The sequence below is a fragment of the Acinetobacter seohaensis genome (assembly GCF_056431365.1).
On the sequence record NZ_JBWKMK010000029.1, the window covers coordinates 146165 to 164223 of the forward strand.

General features: G+C 39.6%; 16 protein-coding genes. 9 read left to right on the forward strand and 7 right to left on the reverse strand.

All coding sequences use genetic code 11. The features are described from left to right. Window positions 1–72 precede the first annotated feature (72 nt). Entirely contained in the window at window positions 73–1464 is a 1392-nt protein-coding gene (locus AC07E5_RS05195; protein ID WP_498624841.1) for a 3-oxoacyl-ACP reductase, read from the reverse strand. A gap of 239 nt (window positions 1465–1703) precedes the next feature. Here AC07E5_RS05195 and AC07E5_RS05200 point away from each other — a divergent pair, with 239 nt between their 5' ends. Continuing rightward, on the forward strand, window positions 1704–3215 hold the full coding sequence (locus AC07E5_RS05200; RefSeq protein ID WP_096900885.1) for an acetyl-CoA C-acetyltransferase: 1512 nt from the start codon (window positions 1704–1706) through the stop codon (window positions 3213–3215). A gap of 109 nt (window positions 3216–3324) precedes the next feature. Here the strand turns inward: AC07E5_RS05200 and aceI are convergent, their stop codons facing one another. Next, entirely contained in the window at window positions 3325–3756 is a 432-nt protein-coding gene (gene aceI / locus AC07E5_RS05205) for a chlorhexidine efflux PACE transporter AceI (protein ID WP_004973261.1), read from the reverse strand. 107 nt (window positions 3757–3863) lie between these two features. Here aceI and aceR point away from each other — a divergent pair, with 107 nt between their 5' ends. From aceR to AC07E5_RS05225, 4 genes are all read left to right on the forward strand, one after another. Then, window positions 3864–4754 carry an HTH-type transcriptional regulator AceR gene (gene aceR / locus AC07E5_RS05210; RefSeq protein ID WP_004973259.1) on the forward strand — a complete coding sequence of 297 codons (891 nt, stop codon included), beginning with the start codon at window positions 3864–3866 and terminating at the stop codon, window positions 4752–4754. An 89-nt stretch (window positions 4755–4843) separates the two neighbouring features. Continuing rightward, window positions 4844–5830 carry a transaldolase gene (gene tal, locus AC07E5_RS05215; protein WP_136144603.1) on the forward strand — a complete coding sequence of 329 codons (987 nt, stop codon included), beginning with the start codon at window positions 4844–4846 and terminating at the stop codon, window positions 5828–5830. 96 nt (window positions 5831–5926) lie between these two features. Then, entirely contained in the window at window positions 5927–6589 is a 663-nt protein-coding gene (leuE, locus tag AC07E5_RS05220) for a leucine efflux protein LeuE (protein WP_004973255.1), read from the forward strand. Window positions 6590–6672: 83 nt separating this feature from the next. Beyond that, window positions 6673–7848 carry a benzoate/H(+) symporter BenE family transporter gene (locus AC07E5_RS05225; RefSeq protein WP_498624844.1) on the forward strand — a complete coding sequence of 392 codons (1176 nt, stop codon included), beginning with the start codon at window positions 6673–6675 and terminating at the stop codon, window positions 7846–7848. Window positions 7849–7895: 47 nt separating this feature from the next. Here the strand turns inward: AC07E5_RS05225 and AC07E5_RS05230 are convergent, their stop codons facing one another. Continuing rightward, window positions 7896–8882, reverse strand: a complete 987-nt coding sequence (locus AC07E5_RS05230; protein WP_498624968.1) for an alpha/beta hydrolase — start codon at window positions 8880–8882, stop codon at window positions 7896–7898. A 293-nt stretch (window positions 8883–9175) separates the two neighbouring features. Here AC07E5_RS05230 and AC07E5_RS05235 point away from each other — a divergent pair, with 293 nt between their 5' ends. After that, a complete protein-coding gene (locus tag AC07E5_RS05235; RefSeq protein ID WP_178318668.1) occupies window positions 9176–9625 on the forward strand; it encodes a universal stress protein in 450 nt (149 codons plus the stop codon). Window positions 9626–9675: 50 nt separating this feature from the next. Continuing rightward, window positions 9676–10122 carry a universal stress protein gene (locus tag AC07E5_RS05240; RefSeq protein ID WP_004973247.1) on the forward strand — a complete coding sequence of 149 codons (447 nt, stop codon included), beginning with the start codon at window positions 9676–9678 and terminating at the stop codon, window positions 10120–10122. Between the two features lie 154 nt (window positions 10123–10276). Here the strand turns inward: AC07E5_RS05240 and AC07E5_RS05245 are convergent, their stop codons facing one another. Both AC07E5_RS05245 and gorA read right to left on the reverse strand, forming a co-directional pair. Next, entirely contained in the window at window positions 10277–10495 is a 219-nt protein-coding gene (locus AC07E5_RS05245; protein WP_004973244.1) for a hypothetical protein, read from the reverse strand. 489 nt (window positions 10496–10984) lie between these two features. Beyond that, window positions 10985–12337, reverse strand: coding sequence for a glutathione-disulfide reductase (gene gorA, locus AC07E5_RS05250; RefSeq protein ID WP_498624846.1), 1353 nt, complete (start codon window positions 12335–12337; stop codon window positions 10985–10987). Between the two features lie 245 nt (window positions 12338–12582). On the opposite strand from gorA, the gene AC07E5_RS05255 reads away from it, so the two are divergent. Next, window positions 12583–12921, forward strand: coding sequence for a hypothetical protein (locus AC07E5_RS05255; protein ID WP_498624848.1), 339 nt, complete (start codon window positions 12583–12585; stop codon window positions 12919–12921). A gap of 78 nt (window positions 12922–12999) precedes the next feature. Here the strand turns inward: AC07E5_RS05255 and pepN are convergent, their stop codons facing one another. Continuing rightward, window positions 13000–15609 (reverse strand): aminopeptidase N, encoded by a 2610-nt coding sequence (gene pepN, locus AC07E5_RS05260; protein ID WP_498624850.1) that lies wholly within the window; start codon window positions 15607–15609, stop codon window positions 13000–13002. 371 nt (window positions 15610–15980) lie between these two features. Between pepN and AC07E5_RS05265 the strand changes: the two genes are divergently transcribed. Beyond that, window positions 15981–17138, forward strand: coding sequence for a hypothetical protein (locus tag AC07E5_RS05265; protein ID WP_498624852.1), 1158 nt, complete (start codon window positions 15981–15983; stop codon window positions 17136–17138). 114 nt (window positions 17139–17252) lie between these two features. On the opposite strand, the gene AC07E5_RS05270 is transcribed toward AC07E5_RS05265, so the two are convergent. Then, complete coding sequence (locus AC07E5_RS05270) at window positions 17253–17984, reverse strand: hypothetical protein (RefSeq protein WP_004973230.1); 732 nt, start codon at window positions 17982–17984, stop codon at window positions 17253–17255. Window positions 17985–18059: the final 75 nt, after the last annotated feature.

Sequence of the window (18059 nt, forward strand, 5' to 3'; positions counted from 1 at the left end):
AGCTAGAGAGAGGGTTAATAATATACCCTTTCCCCCCTCCTAAATCCTCTCTAATAGGTAGAGGATTTAGTGTTAAGCCCCTAACAAGCTTTGACCACAAACACGTACCACGTTGCCGTTAATACCTGTCGATGCTGATGAAGCAAAGTAAGCAATGGTTTCCGCAACATCTACAGGTAAACCACCTTGGCTCATAGAGTTCATACGACGACCAGCTTCACGAATAGCAAAAGGAATTGCCGCGGTCATTTGCGTTTCAATAAAGCCAGGTGCAACGGCATTAATCGTGATCCCGTTGTTTAACACAGGGGCAGTAAATTTCACTACGCCAATCACACCTGCTTTGGATGCTGCATAGTTGGTTTGACCTAAGTTGCCTGCAATACCTGAAATAGAAGATACACAAATAATACGCCCATTAGCATTTAAACCATCATTTGCCAATAAGTAATCGTTGACACGCTCAATTGCAGACAAGTTGATGTTAATGACTAAATCCCAAAGCTCTGGTTTCATATTTGCCAAAGTTTTGTCACGTGTAATCCCTGCGTTATGCACAATAATGTCTAAACCGCCTTGTGCAGCGGCAGCTGTTTTAATTTGCTCGCCTGCATCTGCAGCAGTAATGTCAATTGCTAAGGTTGAACCACCAATTTCAGCAGCAACACGGTCTAAATCAGCTTGTTGTTGCGGTACGTCTAGGCAAATAACGTGCGCACCATCACGTGCCAATACATGCGCAATAGCTTCACCAATACCACGGCTTGCACCTGTCACTACAGCAGTTTTACCTGCCAATGGTTTTGCCCAATCTACCTCTACAGTTGCAGCATTCGAGACACGGATCACCTGACCTGACACATAAGCTGAACGTGGTGAAATGGCAAAACGTAACGTAGATTCTAAGTTTGCTGCAGCACCTTGATCGACATAAATTAAGTTAGCCGCAATGCCTTTTTTAAATTCTTTGCCTACCGATTTTACAAAACCTTCCAAAGCGCGTTGTGCAATGGCTTTTTTCACACTGCCTGCAGTTTCTGGTGTAGTACCAATCACCACCACGCGACCAGAAGCCTGAATTTGGCGTGAGATTGGGTTAAAGAACTCATAAAGCGCTTTTAATTGTTCAGAGTTTTCAATACCTGAAGCATCAAACACCACCACTTTAAATTTAGATTCTTTATCGCCTGGATTGAATGCACCTAAATTTAAGCCCACTTTTGCCGCAGCTTGTTGCAATTCTGCATTGTTACCTGCATAACTGTTGGCATGTACATTAGCTAAAACTTGTGCAATTGATGCAGACAAATCACTTGCAGGCGCTGCACCTAAAAGTACTGCACCTTTTACCACTGGTGTTGCAGACTCAAAACGATCTAAAAAAGTTGGGGATGGTAAACCCAAATTTTTAATGACAAATTTACCAATAGGAGATTTTGCAAATGTTTGATATTGATCAGTCATGATTATTATCTCTCATAAATTCATTTTTTGATGGATTACACGATATCTTTTAACATCAATATGATGCCAAATGCCCACATTTCAATAGCGTTACCCGTTTGTGCTAAATCATACTTGAGTTAATTATGAGATGTCTTGACCTGAATGCATTCTGCAATGTCATTGTAGTCAATTCAGCTGTCATACTATTGTGCTAATGTACGCATCAAGTAGACCCTTAACATGCTTGGAAAAGCCTTATGAGCAAAACAACTCAAGAAAATCCAGCAGTGGAAAATTCTGCAACGGATTCTGTGTCAAATACATCAACTGCTAAACGTACAAGCAAAAGTAGCAACACTGCAACCCGTTCCAACACGAGTACGACAAAAACTACACGTACCCGCACGACTAGCCGTGCTAAAACAACTGCTTCAACGCAAACAAAAGCACCATCTAATACCAATACCTCTGTTCAACAGGATAAAATTATGAGCCAAAACACTGTTCGCCGCGTTGCTATTATCGGTGGTAACCGTATTCCATTCGCACGTTCTAATGGCGCTTACTTTACTGCATCTAATACAGATATGTTTACAGCAGCATTAAATGGTCTTGTTGAACGCTTCAACTTACAAGGTCAGCGTTTGGGTGAAGTAGTGGCAGGTGCAGTGCTCAAACACAGCCGTGACTTTAACATGACCCGTGAGTGCGTACTTAATACTGCCCTTGCTCCTGAAACACCTGCTTACGATATACAACAAGCATGTGGTACTGGCTTGCAGGCTGCTTTTTTAGTTGCGAATAAAATTGCACTTGGTCAAATCGAGGTTGGTGTTGCAGGCGGTGTAGATACGACTTCTGACGCGCCAATCGCATTTGGCGATGGTTTGCGTAAAGCATTGCTCGAATTGAATATTGCAAAGACAGGTAAAGACCGCTTAAAAGCATTAACCAAAATCAATATTAAAGATTTAATGGATGCGCCACGTAACGGTGAACCACGCACAGGTTTATCAATGGGCGACCACCAAGCCATTACTACGTTGGAATGGGGCATCTCTCGTGAAGCGCAGGATGAGTTAGCAGCTTCATCTCACCAAAAAATGGCAGCTGCCTATGACGAAGGTTTCTTTGATGATCTCATCACGCCATTTTTAGGTTTAGAACGTGACAATAACTTACGTGCAGATTCTACTGTAGAAAAACTAGCGAAGTTAAAACCTGCTTTTGGTAAAGGCGACGCGCGCACTATGACTGCAGGTAACTCTACCCCACTGACTGATGGTGCATCTTGCGTATTACTTGCCTCTGAAGAATGGGCAAAAGCCAATGGTCATGAAGTCTTGGCATATTTGACTTTCCAAGAAACTGCCGCAGTTGATTTTGTAGGTAAAAAAGAAGGTTTGTTGATGGCGCCTGCATACGCTGTCCCACGTATGCTTGAACGTGCTGGTTTAACATTACAAGACTTCGACTATTACGAAATTCACGAAGCATTTGCTTCACAAGTCTTGTCGACCTTAAAAGCATGGGAAGATCCGAACTTCTGTAAAGAGCGTTTAGGTTTAGATGCACCTTTAGGATCAATTGATCGTAGCAAGCTGAACGTCAAAGGTTCATCTTTGGCAGCAGGTCACCCATTTGCAGCAACAGGCGGACGTATTCTTGCCACTGCGGCGAAACTTCTGAATCAAAAAGGTTCAGGTCGCGTATTGGTGTCAATCTGTGCAGCAGGCGGTCAAGGTGTAACAGCCATTATTGAAAAATAATTCTGCCTAGTTCTAATTTAGATAGAGATAAAAGCCACTTGATTCATTCAGGTGGCTTTTTTATAACCCTAAATTTATAGCAGCCAACTTTTAATTAGCCACTAGCGCTTTATCTGACTGAATGTTGCGGGGCATAACCCAGTTTCGCTTCAATATGGTCATAACAATATTGAAAAATAAAGGTATAGAGCAAAATGCTGAGCGTCATCAGCAAATCAATCAAAATTGCCTGCAGCAGGGATATTTCTAAGGCATACGCCACCATGGGAATAGTGGCGAGCATTAAGCCACCTTCAAAACCGATTGCATGTAAAACGCGGATTTTAAAAGTTCTGCGTAATTGGTGTTGCGCTTCAAACTTTTCAAAATAATGATTAAACAGCATATTCCACAGCACCGAAGTCACCGCCATTGCAATGCCTAGACCACCTGTCACTTGCATTGGCATTTCAAACACATAACTTAATGCCAAAGCAATGATGACCAATAAAATCACTTCATAACTCAGGGCATGTACCCATCTTCTTTTGGAAATCAACATCTGCTTACTCAAATACTTATCCTTCCCCGCTTATTTTATTTTCATTTAATTGACCAATCGAGTTAGAATCCATCAATAATATTGAAAAGTAAAACGAATGCTCAGCCATGAATATCAATCAAGATCAGCTAATTATTTTTATCACCGTCATGGAAACGGGTTCTTTTTCTGCAGCTGCACGCCAATTGGGCAAGGTGCCTTCGGCAATTAGTATGTCCATTGCTAATTTAGAAATTGATTTAGACCTAAAACTGTTTGAACGGATTGGGCGTGAACCTTTGCCTACCCCACAAGCGCAGAGTCTTTACGAAAAAAGCAAACAACTGCTCATAGAAATGAAGCAATGGAAACAACATGCTTTTGCGCTCAGTTCTGGGCTGGAAGCACACTTAAATATTGTGGTGGTGTCTGAATTACTACACACTCGCTGGACAGATTATATTGTGTTACTAGAACAGCAATTTCCTGAATTGCAGATCAATATTTTCTCTGCGCCACAAGAAGATGCACTGCATTTACTCATGACTCAAGCAGCGGACTTGGCCTTTATGTTTGAACGCGAACAATTACAAAGCAGTGAACAATTTGTGGAATTAAAACGTGAAATTTTAGTGCCTGTCGCTGCCCGACATTCACCGCTGGCTGAATCTGATCAAGTCAGTTTTGAACAGATTTTACAAAATCGGCAAATTGTAGTGGCGAGCCGTGATCGGCAGATTAAACCCGAGTTGTTATTTTCTAAGCACTATTGGCGTACCGATAATCATCATTCTGCCTGCAGTATGATTAAGCAGGGTTTAGGCTGGGGTGTCTTGCCCTTGGAAATGCTGAATGAACATCCTGAACTACAACACGAATTAAAAATTTTACAGCTGCTAGATTTCACCCCAAAATTTGAATATTTTGTCGATTTGGTCTGGAGCCGAGAACATCAATTGGGCGCTGCTGCTCATTTTTTGATTAATCACGTCCGAAATCTGAGAAAAACTGGTAAATAATCCACAAACCCTCTTACTTGGTACTTGGGTTAAAAGCTGTTTGTGATATAACTGAATGTATAAGCAATAACCTAAGAACTAGATCTCGAATGACACAGACAGCCTTAAATCAACTAAAAAACTTAACCACCATTGTTGCAGATAGTAGTGACTTGGCTGCGATTGAAAAGTTTCGTCCTTTGGATGCGACCACCAACCCATCACTCATTACGGCGGCTGCAAATCAACCTGAAAATAAAGCGTTGATTGAAGCTGCATTTGAGCAAGCCAAAGCTGAAGGTTATACAAATGATCTATTGGTTGAGCGCAGCATTGATATTTTAACGGTCAAATTTGGTGTAGAAATTTTAAAGCTGATTGAAGGTCGTGTTTCGACTGAGGTGGATGCTTCTTTGTCTTATGACACTGATGCGACCATTGCCAAAGCCAAAGAACTTTTAGCACTGTACCAAGCTTATGGTGTTCATTCAGACCGCATTTTGATTAAGATTGCATCGACATGGGAAGGCATTCAAGCGGCGAAAGTGTTGGAAGCCGAAGGCATTCACACCAATTTAACCTTATTGTTTGGTTTACATCAGGCACATGCTTGTGCAGATGCCAAAGTGACGTTGATTTCGCCATTTGTGGGTCGAATTTTAGATTGGTATAAAAAAGCTGAAAATGTCATGTACTACCCTATTGAAAAAGATCCGGGTGTACTTTCGGTGAAGAAAATTTATCAATTCTATAAACAGCACCAAGTACAAACTGAAATTATGGGCGCGAGTTTCCGTAGTATTGATCAGGTTTTGGCTTTAGCTGGTTGTGATTTATTGACCGTTGCACCAAATTTATTGGCAGAACTTGAAGCTGATGAACGAGAAGTCGCTGCAGCGTTATCGACCAATGGCATTCAAGTTCAAGCTGAACCACTGGCAGCAATTGAAAAGGAACAATTCAAAGCGCAACTTGAGGCAGATTTGATGGCGTTCCAATTGTTACAAGGCGGCATTGATGGCTTTATTAAAGCGCGTGAGCAACTTGCCACCCTATTACGCCAGTCTTTCGGCTTAGATGCAGAGATTAAAGCTTAAGCTTTAACCTATCCCAGTAAAATTCCAAAATTTTTACTAAGCCACAAAACCGATGTTGTTATACTGCAACATCGGTTTTTATTTAGGTGAGTTTGCGTGTTTGGTATTAGTGACCTCAGCACTTTTATAATTGGCACAACCTTAATTGTGCTCTTGCCTGGCCCAAACTCACTCTATGTCATGTCAGTGGCTTCACGCTTTGGGATACGCACAGGCTATGCAGCTGCTTTCGGTGTATTTACGGGTGATCTGATTTTAATTGTGTGCACCATTTTAGGGGCAGCCTCATTACTGCATGCTTTTCCATGGCTATTCACCTTATTAAAAGTAGTTGGTGCGCTCTACTTAGGCTATTTAGGTATTAAACTACTGATTGCAGCCTATAAAACATGGTTTCCACAAACCAGAACTTCGCACGCCAATCTTTCTACAACAGCAACGAGCAATACAACTGAACGGGTTCATCCCTACCGAACTGCTTTAATGATTAGCGTTATTAACCCAAAAGCAATTTTGTTTTATTTGTCTTTTTTTGTGCAATTCGTCAATCCTGATTACACCTACCCGATGCTGAGCTTTGCTGTTTTAGCCATCGTCCTACAAATCATTAGCATGGGTTATTTATCTATTTTGATTTTTTCAGGAGTCAAATTAGCCAGTTATTTCAATCAACGCTATAAAATTGCAGCCATTTGCGTTGCAAGCATTGGTATTTTGTTCTGCGGTTTTGGCTTTAGACTGGCAAGCTCAACGCTATAAAAAAAGTATAAAAAACACTTTTGACTATTTGTTCAAATGTGTATGATCTGTTCATAAATTATAGAAAATATGTCTAAGAAAGCATGCAAAAACTTTTAAATGACTTCTCTGTGCCTGCAGTATTTGCAGGTTTTATTACCTTCTTGGTCGGTATTAGTGTTTCCGCGGTTTTAGTCATTCAGGCAGCACAAATTTTAGGCGCAAGTGCTGAGCAAATCAGCTCTTGGTTTTGCGCGTTGGGTTTAGGTATTGGTCTAAGCGGGCTGATTTTATCTTGGAAATTTAAATATCCTGTGGCGACCTCATGGTCTACCGCAGGCTTGGCACTGATTATCGCCACGGGCAGCGGTTATAGCTTACACGAAGCAATTGGCGCATTTTTATTTTGTGGCGTACTCACAGCAGTGCTTGGCTTTTTAGGTATTTTTGAAAAGGTACTGACTTATATTCCACAGAGTTTAACCAGCGCCATGTTGGCAGGTGTGCTGCTTAAATTTGGAATTGCCCTATTTACCAGTCTGCAAGAAGCATGGGCATTTATTTTGTCTTTATTGGCGGCTTATGTATTGGCAAAACGATTTAGCCCACGTTATAGCATTGTTTTAACTGTATTGATTGGTGTCGCGTTATGCCCAATCTTCTTACAATTTCAAATGCCGAGTGTGCAATCGAGTATTGCACAACCAGTTTGGATGCAACCTGAATTAAGTTGGTCTGCTATTTTAGGTTTAGCCCTGCCTTTGTTTGTCATTAATATGGCGTCGCAATATTTGCCTGGTCTTGCCATGATCAAAAGCTATGGCTTTAACCCGAATGTACGTCACTTAATTGGTTGGACAGGCACAGCACAAGCGATTTTCGCGCCATTTGGATGTTTTAGTGTCAATATCGCATCCATCAGTGCTGCGATTAGCTTAGATGATCAATCGCATCCCGATGCCAGTAAACGCTATATTGCGGGAATTAGCTGCGGTTTGTTTTATATCTTGATGGGGATCTTTGCTGCAACGCTCACCAGTTTGTTGATGTCATTCCCAGCTGTTTTTATTACTGCTTTGGCAGGAATTGCACTGCTTGGCACTATTGGACACAACATCGCCCTCGCCTTTCAGCACGTTGCAGAGCGTGAAGCCGCTTTATTGACCTTTTTATTTAGTGCTTCTGGGGTGCAGTTTTTTGGTATTGGTTCTGCATTTTGGGGACTGATTTTTGGTTGTGTGGTTTTGGCAGTTTTAAAGTTTAAACAAAGCAAAAGCTAAATAACTTAAGCAGTTAAAAAACACTTTTTCTGAAGCATCGTATTGATTTATTGTATGCGCGATACATTAGGGTCTGCTGTGCTTCGGATAAATTCTACTGTTTTAGCAAAAGTTTGCTGGCTTTCTTTTTGGTGCATAAAAAATTGATATTCGTGAATTAACCATGCTTTTGTATCTGGATAAAATGCTGTCGTCACAGGAATCTGATGTTGCTGTAAAGCATGCAGCATCGGCATAGATTGAGTTTCTGTTAAAAAGTCTTTGTTACCACCACTGATAAATACCGCAGGATAGTTTGCCGTTAAATGTTGAATAGGCGAAATATTCTTCAGAAATTCACTGTCCTGTTTCCGATCTCCCGTGTAAGCCTGCACCAAATTATAAACACCCCACTCTACGATATTCATTTCATCTGGCGCAGTTTCAACAAACGCTTTTAGATCATAAATCCCGCAGTGCAAAATCAGCCCTTTAAGTTGTTTGTGCTGAATAGTCGGCTGTAAATTAGACTGCTGTGCAAATGCAGGATTACTCAATAATGCGGCATAATGGCTAGCTAAATTCGCCCCTGCAGAATCGCCTGCTAAATATAATTGTTGTGGATTAAGCTGATATTTTTCTGCATGTTGCGTGATGTAATTTAAAGCCTGATCAATTTGTTGCAACTGAGTAGGATAAGTTGCATGCGGGGCAAATTGATATTGTACGGCAATTACATTAAAGCCCTGCGCGGCTAATAATTTAAAATAGCCACGTGCGTGGGCTTTTGAACCTGCAATCCAGCCACCACCATGAATCCAGACAATTGTCGGGCGTGCAGCTAAATCTTGCAATTGACTGTCTTGATACAAGTCAAAACTCAAATTGGGCTGCGTGGCATACACAATATCATGTTGCACTTGTATGTTTTTGGGTGCATAGCGATCCATGATTTTTTGCTGCAAGCCTGTGGTGAGATTAAATGCACCAGCAATGATTCGACTGTTCTGCTGCGTGGTTTGACAAGCACTTAACAATATAAAACACAGCAACATCCAAAATAATTTCAAACCACAATTCCCTCAAGATTCATAGGCACAATTCAAACCCAAGTTATTCAAAACATTTGGGGCTGTTTATTTTGCAAATTTAGCAGCTTATTTTATCGTATAGCCTTGCCGTTGAGTTGAGCAATTTCATCATCTTTAGCTTATCTTTTATTTCAGCAAATTTGGCGGGTAATTAAATGAATTATCAATCTTTTTTCAGATTTTAAATTGAACCTGTATAGACTATATGCTATCAATAAAGTGTAAGGCACATAATCATAATTTCTGGAGTTACCCGCATGTCGTACCAAAATATTTTAGTCCCTGTAGATGGTTCACAAATTTCTTTTTCAGCGGTCAAACATGCAGCTGAAATTGCCAAAGTATTTAACAGCAAACTCACCTTAATTAGCCTTGTTGCGGAAGACCCATTTACCGATTCGGACTTTTACTATAACTATTCATCTGCCATTATGAAAGAATACTTTGTGCAAGCGACAGCCAATGCACAAAAAGCATTAAAAGAAGCAGATGAAATTGCGCAAGCGGTGGGTGTAAATGCAGAAACTCGTGTTGTTGAGGGTTTGGTATCTGCTGAAGGTGTAATTAAAACAGCGAAAGACTTAAATGCTGATGTGATTGTGATGGGTTCACATGGTCGTAAAGGTTTCCAAAAATTATTATTGGGTAGTTTTGCCACAGACGTATTACGCCATACAGAATTACCTGTACTTGTAGTGAAAGCTTAATCACAAATTTAAACCATATTTTCATCATAAATTTTAAATAAGGATTTGCCATGACCACTTATAAACACTTACTTGTTCCAGTAGATGAGTCACCTATGTCTTATGCTGCAGCCGAACAAGCACTTTCATTGGCAAAAGATCTAAATTGCCCTGTTACTATTATGAGTGTAATTGCAGTTGATCCTTTTGTAGGCGTGGACTTCTACAAAGTTGCACCAGCAATTACCGATTATTTCATGCAGGCTGAACAAAATGCACAAAATCGTTTGGCTGAAATTCAGCAATCCTTTAGCCGTGAAGGTATTTCGGTAGATACCAAAATTATCCGCGGTGTTGCAGCTTCAGAAGGGATTGTGCAAATTGCCAATGAAATTGGTGCTGACCTGATTATTATGGGTTCGCATGGCCGTACTGGCGTGAAAAAGATGATGCTTGGTAGCGTTGCCCAAAACGTACTGACTCAGTCCCCTGTTCCTGTTTTGATTGTTAAGGTTTAATTCAATACTGGCTGTGCTTTGCCACAGTAAAAATACAAAATAAAAAAATCCCGTTCGCCAATGAACGGGATTTTTCTGGATAAAACTTTTAAAATTTTTCTAAATTACATATTTTATGCAATCCAGTTGAGTTGAATATTCATCAGACTAAAACTTAATTAACTCGATGTGGTAAACGGAACATTTCATGCGTATCGGTATAAAAACTGCGACCATCTAAATTCAGTTCAATTTCCTGACCACATTCCAACAACACATGTTTTCCGACTTCGACCCATTTAAAACCATCACGGGTATTTTGCTTTTTCTTTGATGCCACCAAAGACACCATAATTTCACGACCATTCACTGCTTTCGCAAGCATTGTTTGCATTTTTTTCAATATTTACACCAATTCATTTATAACTTACACATCAAGCTCAAATTAAAATTTTGAGCATAGTTTTTTAATACAACAACATTCATCACACTTAATTTGCAGTGCATAAAATAAATGCAGCACAGCATGATGATGAATAACTACGAGAGAATAGAGATATTTTTATTGTATAAGTTACACTATAACATAGATTTAAAGTCTTTGCAGCATCGGCTACAAATTTGTAAAGATAAACTTAATAAAACAAAAATTTCTTAATCAAACCTTAATCATTTTCGTGAGATAATCTACCCCAGACACAATGGATGGTGTTTGATCGCACAAGCCCACTTCGGTGGGTTTCTTATTAGGCTAACTAAATAACGATAACAAACTTTATCTTTCTGACGTTTATCTTCTGATTTTTTATCTACAAATTTCAAAAATAAAAAAGAGTATGGATTTTTTTAACCCATACTCTTTGTGTGCGACTACGCTACTCCATTAGCGCATAGTCACAAATTCTTCTGCAGCAGTTGGATGAATTGCGACAGTATTGTCAAAATCTTGCTTGGTCGCGCCCATTTTGACCGCGACTGCAAAACCTTGCAAAATTTCATCCATGCCATAGCCAATACCATGCACGCCCACGACTTTCTGTTCATCACCAACGCAGACCAATTTCATTTTATACACTTGACGATGCTGAGTTACAGCCGTGTACATTGAGGTAAAAGAAGATTGATAGACTTTGACCTGATCTTGCCCAAACTGTTCAATGGCTTGCGCTTCACTTAAACCCACCGTACCAATAGGCGGATGACTAAAGACCACCGTGGCAACATTTTGATAATCTAAATATTCATTTGGTTTGTGATTGAATAAACGTTCAGACAATTTACGTCCTGCGGCAACAGCAACGGGTGTCAGCTCAATTTTTCCAATAATATCGCCCACCGCATAAATACCTGCTTGGCTGGTATTTTGGAATTGATCTACTGCGATATATCCTTTTTCATCAATCTGCACATTTGCAGCAGCCAAGTTCAATGCTTGTGTATTTGGTTTACGTCCAACTGCCCAAATCAGACAATCGACCTCATGCTGTGAACCATCTTCAAGATGTAATAACAAAGACTGATCCGCTTGGCGAGTGACTTTCTTTGGAATGGCTTGCGTATGCACTTGGATATGTTCATCACGCATACATTCAAGTAATGTTTCACCTAAAAATTGATCTAAACTACGCAGCGGCAATTGTTTACGAATAAACAATCCAACTTCTGAACCCAACCCATTTAAAACACCTGCTAACTCTACGGCAATATAACCCGAACCGACAATTGCCGTGCGTTTTGGTAATTGTTGCAATTCAAAGAAACCGTTTGAATCAATTCCTAGCTCTGCCCCTTCAATATCTGGACGTGTTGGCTCAGTTCCTGTGGCTATTAAAATGTGATCTGCAGTGTATTGCTGCTGATTTACTTCAACTGTTTTTTCATTTACAAAACGAGCAAAGCCCTGAATCACATCAACATTGTTTTTAGCTAAACCTGATTGATACGATGCATGGATACGCTGAATATAAGCTTGACGATTTTGAATTAACGTATTCCAATCATGCGATTTTAATTCAGTATTAAAACCATAATCTGGGCCGTATTTTTGAATAGCATCGGCGATTTGCGCAGAATACCACATCACTTTTTTAGGCACACACCCCACATTGACACAAGTCCCGCCCAAATCTGCAACTTCAATTAATGCACATTTTTTACCATATTGCGCCGCGCGATTGGCCGAAGCAATACCACCACTTCCTGCCCCAATTACCAAATAGTCATAATGTTTAGCCATTTCATGCCTCAATTTTTCGTGATTTTTTAGATACTCATCTGCAGAAATTCAGCGCAGAAAAACATTCATTTTCATCAAAACTAACACATAAAACTGCATTTCCCAAGTCAGCCATATTGTCTAAATACACAAAATCGACACACTGTCATTCAATTGATTTCACTGCCAATAAAACTGACTATTCACTTAAATTTTACGCTTTTAAGGCTATAATATAAATTTGATTTTTTATCATTGGGGTCAATGTGAAGCAGTGGGTTTACGTTCTGATATGTAGCTTTATCACTTTCGGCTGTTCCCCATCCCAACCGTCAGATCAAACCCCAAACATGTTTGATGAACTCGATCTCATCAATACCAAAATGAATGAAATCTTGCTTCGCGATTTAGATAACTATTCTGCAGATGAGCGCAAACATATTATTTGTGAAGAATATACGCAGATTTACAAACATGAATATATGCCAATTGTACTTAAAAATTCTAAACCTGAAGATCGGCAATATAACGAGAAAAAATTACTTGCTGAATTAAATGAAACTTACACCAAATATAAAAATGAATATCAAATTCGCTGTGACTAAGCTAGATTATTTTTAATGTATTCCAGCCACAAAAAAGCCATTTCAACGAATTGATGAAATGGCTTTTAGTTTTTTAACTTAAACCTCTAACATACTATTTAGGGTTTCAACCACGTTTTTAGATTTCACCACAGACTGCAAATTTAGCAACGCTGCTTGCACTTGGTTACGTTGTGGCTCTGCCAAAGTGTACCAACGCGACAACACCTGCAATAAACGCGAACCTACAATTGGGTTTTTCTCATCTAAATACTTGGCTAAGTCAATAAAATGCTGAACACCAAAACTCCATGTATTCACAGGGTTGCTATTTAAACCACCACTGACTGAACGAATACGGTTAGGTGTACCCAAATCATAATCAGGATGTGCAGTTAAAGCCTGAATGGTTTCAGCTGTCGCTTTTGGATGTGAAGCTTGAACCATAAACCATTGATCAAGTGCTAAAGCTTCATCTTTAAAACGTGTATAAAAATCTTCCAAAGCAGCTTTGGCTTGCGGTGCATCATTCCACACCAAGACACGCAATGCCCCTAAACGCTCAGACATATTTCGAGTGGTATGGTATTGCTGCTGTGCCAGCTCAAACGCTTTGGCATCGCCCTGACGTACCATTAACGCCAACATGATATTCTTTAAAGCACGTACACCCATTGCCTGAGAGAAATCTTGCTGCATGTCTGGATCAAGGCTTAAATAGGTTTCTTTGCAGAATGCACCAAGTTCGCGCGCCAATGTATCTAACAGCGCATTGCGTTGTTGCTGAATTTTTTCAGGTTGATAATTTTGATCAATACGGCTGCCCAAATAGCCTTCAGAAGGTACATCAAAAATACGTGATGCCAACAAAGGATCTTTTTCAATTAAAGCAGGTACTGTATTTTTCATGGCTTGCAAATAAGTATCTGCTGCATGTTCTTCCAATAAAATACGTTCCAATAGAGTCTGAGTCGCCTGCCACTGGTTAAAGCCATTGGTTTCGTGCTGCATTAAAAATGCCAATTCATCATTAGAATAGTTAAATTCTAAATTCACAGGTGCAGAAAAATTACGCAATAAAGAAACAACGGGATGCGCAGTTATACCGCTAAATTCAATACTTGCTTGTGCCTGATCAAACAAATACACACCATCTTTTACTGAGTTTTCAACCAAAGCTTCAGACTGCAAAATATATTGCTCGCCTGTTTCTGCATTGAACAATGCCAATGCAACAGGAATAGGCAATGCTTTTAAGTTTGGATATTTGGCATTGCTTTTCAGACTTTGTTTTAAATTTAAACGATAAACCTGCGCAGCCGCATCGTATTCGCCCTGCACTTCAAGCTTTGGTGTGCCTGGTTGATTGTACCAAGTCAGGAAATTAGATAAATCGACACCTGAACCTGCACTTAAAGCATTGACCCAATCTTCAACCGTGACTGCTTGTCCATCATGACAACGGAAATATTCATCACTACCTTTACGGAATTTTTCTTTACCGAGTAAAGTCGACATCATGCGGTTAATTTCCGCACCTTTTTCATAGACTGTTGCGGTATAGAAGTTATTAATTTCTACAAAATGATCTGGACGTGGCGGGTGCGATAACGGGCCAGAATCTTCGGGGAATTGATGTGCTTTGAGCACCGCCACATCATCAATACGCTGTACTGCGGCAGACTGTAAATCTTCAGAGAAAGATTGGTCACGGAACACCGTTAAACCTTCTTTTAAACACAACTGGAACCAATCGCGGCAAGTAATACGGTTACCTGTCCAGTTATGAAAATATTCATGCGCAATCACGGACTGTACGCGCATAATTGCGGCATCTGTGGTGTATTCTTCATCGGCCAATACACATGACGTATTGAAAATATTCAGACCTTTATTTTCCATTGCGCCCATATTGAAGGCACTGGTCGCCACAATCATATAATTATCTAAATCATACGGCAGACCATAGTGTTCTTCATCCCAACGCATCGAATGTTTTAACGCTTGCATAGCAATTTTGCATTTTGGAATGTCTTTTTCTTCTGCATAAATTTCCAGTGCAACATTACGCCCTTCAGATGTCACATAATGGTCTTTCATGACTGCCAAATCGCCAATCACACAAGCAAATAAATAGCTTGGCTTTTTGGTCGGGTCTTGCCAAATCGCATAATGACGACCTTCGCCTGCTTCACCTGTTTCTAACAAGTTGCCGTTTGCCAATAACACAGGATATTTTTTATCGGCTTCAACACGTGTGGTAAATACCGACAATACGTCTGGGCGGTCAGGATAGAAGGTAATTTTACGGAAACCTTCAGGCTCGTTTTGGGTAACAAATAAATCAGAACTTGCCTGATATAAGCCTTCAAGTTGCGTATTGCTTTCAGGATGAATGATCACGATGGTTTCTAACGTGACTTGATCAGGTGCATTTGCAATGCGAAGCTGCTCACTATCTAATTGATAGTCACTTTCCGATAATTCCGTGCCATTCAAAATAATAGATTTCAATTCTAAATCACGGCCCAATAACACCAAATCGCCTGCAGTCTGACGCTGCATTTTCAATGTTGCACCCACTTGGGTGTAATCTGCATAGACTTGAATATCTAGCTCTACAGCATCTACCAAGAATGAAGGTTTTTGATAGTCTTTTAAATAGATAGTTTGGCTGGCTTCAACCATAGGATTTGCTGCAATATTCATCTTGTCCTCATTCTTTGTGGCGATGCGCTTGTTTTTGTAAAGTTGCAATGATCATACGACAACTTTCAACATCTGTCTGCGCACAATCTATTTCAGTCTTGTTCAACAATGCTGATTTATATGGGCGCTCAACCCAAGCTTTTCAATCCTATCTGGATTAATCCTGTACAAGTAACATAAAAGCAGACTGTTTAAATCAATACCTGTATTGCTATTACGCGTAAATTTAATATTTTGATATGCAACTTCACTTCAAATACGACCAACACAGGCTAATTTTGATGATGATCAAAAGCACAGAAGCTTCCACCTTTCAGTACACAAGCCATGTATAATGACATATCACGATTTACTTGAGCTTCTATTTCACAATGCTACAAATTCTGCAAAAACAATTAGATGAAAGCACATTATGCCCTTTGTGTCAGGCATCTATGTATTGGGTAGAAGCAGAACAATATGAGCAGGAATTAAATTTTCACCAATGTAGTCATTGTGAACATCGCATCTTTCAAAATAGCCAACAACAAAACTGTCATTGCGCAAGCTGTACCCAACAACGCAAAAAAATCATGGCGGAAACCCGCTTGCAAGAACAACAAAAATTCAAAAAACAGGATGCACCTGAACGCGAATTAAATCAGCTGCGTTTTATAGATAAATTATTTTTATTGAGTATTTTAGATCAGCATGCACAGGAACATATTCCACATGAAGAATTTATAGATTGGGAAAAAATCAAGTATTTAAATATTACCCCTAACTATTTTTTCCAGCACGGCATGATCAAACATTTGCTAAAAGAGCAAATATTAATTGCCAAAGATTTTGCCGAAAATGCGCAGCAATATTATATCAATGTCCGTTTAGATGGTTATTCTGAACCAAGCTTATTCAGCATTGCACAACAATTACGTTATTGGTTTTATGAAAATCTGAGTATGGGCACACCGTTCAAAACAGCAGATGAAGTCAAAGATGCGCTGTATTTATTGCTGTATCAAGAGATTGTGCAGTTTATGCAATTTTATTGTCGGACTTGGGGAATACAAATTGCGGGCAACCATAGTTTTCAGAGCTTTTGCTACCGACTTTTAGATGTCTTGGCGGTTGGGCAAATTTATTACTTGGTGCAAACTGCTTTGGAATTTTTATACCAACAAAAAGCACTCAAACCGCGTAATGAAAACTTTATTAATACCAATTTACTGAAAAAGACTGTGCAGCAATACCGAGAACGGTCAGTGGCTGAAAAATGGGAGACCTCTACCCTGCCACGCCCGCCTAATTTGCCTTTCAGCTATATGAGCGAAATTTTATTCTTCCGCTTTTTGGGTTATGACGAAAGGATTTTCTTTCAACCTGTGTGGCGTTCTTGGCTAAAAATTGAAGCACGACTTAAATTTTATTCACTTAAACGCTGTATGCACTGCGGATCGGATGAACTGACTGTCGATTATGACGCAGAAAATTATGTGTCCTTATTTTGTCGCAACTGCAAACATCAAGATCATTATTTCACTCAATAAAACTTTGGTGAAGATGATGGTTACACCCCATCACTGCCCAAATTCATCATCTACTGCAGTATAGAGTCAACAGCATACGTACAGAAGATCACAGTTTTTCGATGTGATAAGCACCTAATCCACTTTTCTGTTTAGTGCTAAATTGAGTGCCGTTTCAGATAAAGTTTTACCGTCTAATTTACAAATACACATAATGCCCCAACCATCAAAATAATCAGGCGCGTGCTGCAAAAAGAAATTGGAATGTACATCTTGCGGAATTCTCAAATGCATCAGTTGCTCAAAACTTCGTGCTGGAGAATGAGTTTCATGCACATATACGCCTTCACCGCGCTTTTGAATTTCAGGATACCGTGCCGCCATAAGCTGCAAAACTTCATGATATTCCTTAGGCATAGTTTTCCCGACTCTTGGGAAAAAACTTTTAGAACGCGAAGCAAACAAAGAATAAATCTTCGGTTGATTAATGCTAATCACAAACCACAATGGAATAAATGGATTTTTTAAGCGTCGATTCAACATGGCTTTGACTGCACTTGGAATCGTCAAATTTTGTTTTTGATATTCAGACAAAAAACCCGCTCGTGAATTGACCACATGCATAGGCTGTTCATTATAATGAATCAAAATAAAAGGAATAACATTTTGCCCAACCACTTGATCTCGATCATGATATTGAATAACCGTGACTGCGATTGCATCGGGGTCATAAACAAAGGCTTTAAATTCTTCTAAACTCGAATTTGGAAAGATTTTTTGATCGAATTGATAAATTTTTTCAAAAAAATACGATTGCTGCTGCATTGAAAGCGCTTTAAAGTCAAAAACTGTTTCTATTAAATTCATAAAAACAACCCAGTTTCATATTTAAAGAGAGACGCAAAATTTTTTTAATTGGTCAATGCATTAATAATATGACAC

Excerpts from the sequence above, each read along its gene's own strand:
- AC07E5_RS05195 (WP_498624841.1), bottom strand. The coding sequence starts at position 1,464 with ATGACTGATCAATATCAAACATTTGCAAAATCTCCTATTGGTAAATTT.
- AC07E5_RS05200 (WP_096900885.1), top strand. The coding sequence starts at position 1,704 with ATGAGCAAAACAACTCAAGAAAATCCAGCAGTGGAAAATTCTGCAACG.
- aceI (WP_004973261.1), bottom strand. The coding sequence starts at position 3,756 with ATGTTGATTTCCAAAAGAAGATGGGTACATGCCCTGAGTTATGAAGTG.
- aceR (WP_004973259.1), top strand. The coding sequence starts at position 3,864 with ATGAATATCAATCAAGATCAGCTAATTATTTTTATCACCGTCATGGAA.
- tal (WP_136144603.1), top strand. The coding sequence starts at position 4,844 with ATGACACAGACAGCCTTAAATCAACTAAAAAACTTAACCACCATTGTT.
- AC07E5_RS05225 (WP_498624844.1), top strand. The coding sequence starts at position 6,673 with ATGCAAAAACTTTTAAATGACTTCTCTGTGCCTGCAGTATTTGCAGGT.
- AC07E5_RS05230 (WP_498624968.1), bottom strand. The coding sequence starts at position 8,882 with ATGTTGCTGTGTTTTATATTGTTAAGTGCTTGTCAAACCACGCAGCAG.
- AC07E5_RS05235 (WP_178318668.1), top strand. The coding sequence starts at position 9,176 with ATGTCGTACCAAAATATTTTAGTCCCTGTAGATGGTTCACAAATTTCT.
- AC07E5_RS05240 (WP_004973247.1), top strand. The coding sequence starts at position 9,676 with ATGACCACTTATAAACACTTACTTGTTCCAGTAGATGAGTCACCTATG.
- AC07E5_RS05245 (WP_004973244.1), bottom strand. The coding sequence starts at position 10,495 with ATGCAAACAATGCTTGCGAAAGCAGTGAATGGTCGTGAAATTATGGTG.
- gorA (WP_498624846.1), bottom strand. The coding sequence starts at position 12,337 with ATGGCTAAACATTATGACTATTTGGTAATTGGGGCAGGAAGTGGTGGT.
- pepN (WP_498624850.1), bottom strand. The coding sequence starts at position 15,609 with ATGAATATTGCAGCAAATCCTATGGTTGAAGCCAGCCAAACTATCTAT.
- AC07E5_RS05265 (WP_498624852.1), top strand. The coding sequence starts at position 15,981 with ATGCTACAAATTCTGCAAAAACAATTAGATGAAAGCACATTATGCCCT.
- AC07E5_RS05270 (WP_004973230.1), bottom strand. The coding sequence starts at position 17,984 with ATGAATTTAATAGAAACAGTTTTTGACTTTAAAGCGCTTTCAATGCAG.